The organism is Desulfosporosinus sp. I2, from assembly GCF_000960765.1.
Classification (GTDB): Bacteria; Bacillota; Desulfitobacteriia; order Desulfitobacteriales; family Desulfitobacteriaceae; genus Desulfosporosinus.
The window spans coordinates 1-4,241 of record NZ_JYNH01000227.1; the positions used below are offsets into that span (position 1 = coordinate 1).

Genomic DNA, 4,241 nt, shown 5'->3' on the forward strand with positions numbered 1-4,241 from the left:
GGGAAACGTCCCTTCAATGTTTTCTACAGCCAAAATTGGCTGTCCGGCTGTAACACGACCCACAATCGGGACATTAATTGCTTTCTTCATATCAATAGGATCAATAGAGCTATCTAAGATTTCTATCGCCCGAGGCTTTGTAGGATCCCGACGGATATAACCTTTTTCTTCTAACGTTTGTAAATGACCATGTACAGTGGAGCTAGATAACAATCCTACGGCTTCGCCAATTTCCCGAACTGCAGGAGGATATCCCTTTTTACGTATTTCTTGTTTAATAAACTCTAGAATATTCGTCTGTCGCATCGATAAATCCGGGTACATAGTATAAACACCCCCATCTATTCAGGAATATTGTACCATAACATGGCTACAAACTGCAAACAAATGTTCGTTATGTGCCTAGCATAACCATGGATGGAGAAAGGAAAGATAAAATTGAAGAGAATAGGAAAGGGTATGAAAATTATAACGCTAATCCATCTTAGATTAGTTCAACTCATTATTCTCATTCTTTTTGCGGCTATTGCATGGCATTTACTACACAAACCACCTAACATATCAACCGATATTTACCCATACTTAAGTTCAATAACACCCACTCTTGTTAAACAGTGTCAAGAAGATACTATCAAATTCCCGACGATCGTTTGGGAGGATTTATTAGCAATACATTCAACTCTATCTGAAAAAGAATCCCTGGTCCTAATAAATCAACTTCGAGTCCAAGTTTCTTTTAAGGACTTAAATTGGGGGAAGCTTCCGTCAAGTACGATCAAAGCTATTCGGAGGCATCGAGATATTTTAAGACAATATCCCTATTATCAACCTCACAAATATACATTTCCTGTGCATGGAACAACATGGTTTGACGATAGCTTTGGTGCAGATCGGGAAGGTGGATCCCGAAAACATGAAGGGACGGATCTGTTTGGAAAAGAAGGGACACTCATTATCAGCACCTGTGGAGGAAAAATTGAACAATTAGGGTGGAACCGGCTTGGAGGGGAACGCGTCGGTGTTCGTGGAGATGATGGAAATTATTATTACTACGCCCATTTGCAATATATTTCTCCGCAACTAGTCAAAGGGAATCGCATTGAAACAGGGGAAGTCATAGGAGGAATGGGGCATACTGGAGATGCCTTGACAACCCCTGATCACCTTCATTTTGGGATTGAGATACCGAATGGACAATGGATCAATCCGTATCCTTTTTTGGCAGCATGGAAACTTTGGACAAAATAGGATAGAAGGAGAGGGAAGAGTAACGATGACTTGCCCATTATCCTAAAGTTAGTTATAATTACGTTGTTTGCATAGTTTACTAGATTAGCTAAGAAGAGTGCAAATAATAAATAGTTATAGGATGAAGTCGTAATACAATGCTTTGTCTACACATTTAAAGAGGGGTTAATCATTGAACTACCGAAAACGAAAACTTATAAGATTGCGGAAAACCTTGACAGTTTTTTTATTATGTATATTGTTGCTGGTGGGATTTCGATATCTAAGTCCTCTTAATGCCAACCACCTAGCTTCATTTATTGAAGCTAACTTCAAATCGTTTAGTTTAGCGACCTTATTATCGAGTCAAGTCACTTCAACAAGTATTAATTCTTCTGCTATCTCAGCTTCAACATCTTCTGATTCTTCTCCCTCTACTCATATAACACAAGGGGTAAGCTACGTCCTGGTGGATCCCGAAGCAAACCAGATTCTTAAATCGCAAAATGCTGACTTACATCGAGCGCCAGCCAGCACATTAAAACTTCTCACTGGGCTGATTGCGGAGGAGAATCTAAAAGAAACAGATATCATACGAGTCGGTAAAGAAGTGAATATTGAAGGCTCAAAATTGGGACTCAGTCCTGGAGATGAAATATCAGTCCAGAACCTTTTAACAGCACTTTATGTCCACAGTGCCAATGACGCTGCCGCAGCACTAGCCGTTAAAATTAGCGGTTCAATCCCTGAATTTGCTCAGAAAATGAATAATTATGCCTCTACGACTTTAGGATGCCAAGATTCTCACTTTACAAACCCACATGGATTGCCAGATCCTGACCAATATACCACTGCAAAGGACCTTAGTATCATCGCCAATCACTTTGTCCAGAATGAAAAACTCATGAAATATGTTCAAAAAACCAGCGCCCAAGTTCAATGGAAGGACGTCCAGGGTAAGAGTCATAACGCTGATTTACAAAATACAAATCTTCTCCTAAGGGTTTATCCAGGTGACTTAGGTTTAAAAACTGGAACAACCACAGAAGCGGGTCAATGCCTAGTCTCCTATGTTAAAAGACCAGATGGTGAATTATTACTAGTCTTATTAGGAAGTGAGCAACGTTATAAAGATTCTATCACCTTACTGGATGAAACTTGGGCAGAGCAACGATCAGCTGCTGCACTTCGAGGGCTATCAAAAGACCCAAAATCGCTTATTTCGAGTCCGGGAATTTTTTGATTCTCGTTTAAACTAAACAAATTACTACTTTGGAGGTTTGAAGAACTTGAATAACCTTGGTGAGCCATGCGTATTAGAAGACCGTGTTTGTACCGAATGCGGTGAATGTGATCTTTGTGATCTTGATCCGACCAAACAATGTGATAATTGCTGTCAATGTATCAAAAGCCCAGAGGGTGACTTCGCTGAAATTGAGATCGATGATATATTATTAAATATCGAAGAGAAGAACTAATAGTCTTATTGTATGATGAAACCGTACTTCTTTTGGTTACTAAATAGTGATAATATTAATTCAAATTAATATTATCAAGGGTCATGGAGTATTCATTATGGAAGATAAAAACCAGAAAACAATATTTAGTGAAAATGGAAGGAAAGTAAAAAAGATTCTAGGACTTGAACGGAATATCTTCTTTGTCGGAACTACTAGCTTTTTAACAGATACTGCAACAAAGATGATCTATGCAATTATGCCGTTATTTTTAATGACCTTAGGAGCTACAAAAACAGAACTTTCATTAATAGAAGGTCTAGCAGAAAGCACAGCCTCCGTTCTTAAAGCGTTATCAGGTTGGTGGAGTGACAAAATCGGAAAGAACAAGCCTTTTATGATCATTGGATATGCATTTACGGCAATACTAAGTCCATTGTTCTCAATTGTTACTTCTCCGCTGCATGTGCTAATTGTTCGATTTATTGAAAGGGTTGGCAAAGGGATAAGAACGGCCCCAAGAGATAGCTTAATTGCTGGTTCTTCTGGTGACAACACGAAGGGGAGAAGCTTCGGTTTTCATAAGGCTATGGATAATAGCGGTGCAATACTTGGGCCCCTACTAGCGTTTGGAATTCTGTCGATTTTTCCAGGCGACTATCGGAAAGTATTTATGTTTGCTGCAATACCCGGTTTGTTAGGGTTGATTTCAATAATATTTTTTGTGAAAGAAGCAAAAAAAGAGCAAGAAGGGCTTCTAGGAAGGATTACTTTAAAGGATTTTTCTGTGAAATATTATATCTTTCTTGGAATTACCTTTATATTTACACTTGGCAATTCAACTGATGCTTTACTACTTATTAAAGCTAGTGATATAGGAGTAAAGGATGCATTTATCCCGATTATTTATCTTATCTTTAACTCAGTTTCAGTTATGTTCTCTGTTCCTGCCGGAATATTGTCAGACAAAATAGGCCGGGAAAAACTTATAATATTTGGGTATTTACTTTACTCAAGCATATATTTTGGGTTTGGAAAAACAAACAGTCAAGGTGTTCTAATCTTGCTCTTTGCTTTATATGGCCTTTATAGTGCGGCAACAGACGGAATTCAGAAGGCCTTAGTTTCAGACTTGATTGATAAGAGGAAAAGAGGCACAGGCCTTGGACTTTACAATTGTTTGGTCGGAATAACATTACTCCCAGCCAGCGTAATTGCAGGTCTGCTTTATGATCATATTAATAACAGGGCACCGTTTTACTATGGGTCAATCATGGCTCTAGTTGCCGCTTTGCTAATGTTGCTATTCTATTGGAAAGGTAAAACCAAACCTAATCAAATTTCAGGCAATTAAAAGTTATCCACTTTGTATTTTTTAAGGTTATATAGTAAAATAAAATTAACAATTTTAGATTGGAGATGAAAAGATTGCGTAATTTTTCTTGCTAATTATCTAAAGCATAATGAAATTTGGAAATGGTGGCAAAAACCGTTTGCTTTGTTGTGCTTATGCAAGAAAGTTACTATCTCTTTTCACTCAAATAATACCCATTTACC

The 4,241-nt window shown here is 38.0% G+C and carries 5 protein-coding genes; 4 read left to right on the forward strand and 1 reads right to left on the reverse strand.

The genetic code is table 11. From position 1 onward, the window contains the following. Positions 1-324: transcriptional repressor LexA (gene lexA, locus UF75_RS24835; protein ID WP_045577198.1), on the reverse strand; the 324-nt coding region annotated here is incomplete at its 3' end. Between the two features lie 135 nt (positions 325-459). Here lexA and UF75_RS24840 point away from each other — a divergent pair. From UF75_RS24840 to UF75_RS24855, 4 genes are all read left to right on the forward strand, one after another. Beyond that, a complete protein-coding gene (locus tag UF75_RS24840) occupies positions 460-1,248 on the forward strand; it encodes a M23 family metallopeptidase (RefSeq protein WP_045577201.1) in 789 nt (262 codons plus the stop codon). A 172-nt stretch (positions 1,249-1,420) separates the two neighbouring features. Beyond that, positions 1,421-2,470 (forward strand): D-alanyl-D-alanine carboxypeptidase, encoded by a 1,050-nt coding sequence (locus UF75_RS24845; RefSeq protein ID WP_045577199.1) that lies wholly within the window; start codon positions 1,421-1,423, stop codon positions 2,468-2,470. A 46-nt stretch (positions 2,471-2,516) separates the two neighbouring features. Continuing rightward, positions 2,517-2,705 carry a hypothetical protein gene (locus UF75_RS24850; RefSeq protein ID WP_045577200.1) on the forward strand — a complete coding sequence of 63 codons (189 nt, stop codon included), beginning with the start codon at positions 2,517-2,519 and terminating at the stop codon, positions 2,703-2,705. Positions 2,706-2,802: 97 nt separating this feature from the next. After that, positions 2,803-4,038, forward strand: a complete 1,236-nt coding sequence (locus UF75_RS24855; RefSeq protein WP_156146612.1) for an MFS transporter — start codon at positions 2,803-2,805, stop codon at positions 4,036-4,038. Positions 4,039-4,241: the final 203 nt, after the last annotated feature.